1 protein-coding gene is annotated in these 322 nt (G+C 32.0%); it reads right to left on the reverse strand.

Going from position 1 to position 322, the window contains the following annotated elements:
• Nucleotides 1-322 (reverse strand): HAD family hydrolase (locus ACLWS4_RS38255; protein WP_416876604.1); only part of this gene is annotated, 322 nt, incomplete at both ends.

Raw genomic sequence — 322 nt, forward strand, 5'->3', positions numbered from 1 at the left:
TAGGATTCTATCTAACAAATCATTTTGATCTCTGAAGTCATTAATATTTAAAGTCATCATACCCGCGTTTTTACCAGCTTGAATATCTGTAATTTGATCACCTATACATAGGATATTGTTTTCCTCTACTTTTAGTTTTTTAGCACATTTTATCAGTGGGTCGGGAGCTGGTTTACTTCTTAACGTGTCTTTTGATGCAATTAAACAATCATAAGGATAACCCATAATGGATAATAAAGACTCAGCATATTTTCTTGGTGAACGAGTTACAATTCCAATCTTTATATTCCATTTTTTTAGTTCGTAAAACAGATTCGGATGG

The sequence above is a fragment of the Kitasatospora sp. SC0581 genome (assembly GCF_048159585.1).
Lineage (GTDB): Bacteria > Actinomycetota > Actinomycetes > Streptomycetales > Streptomycetaceae > Kitasatospora.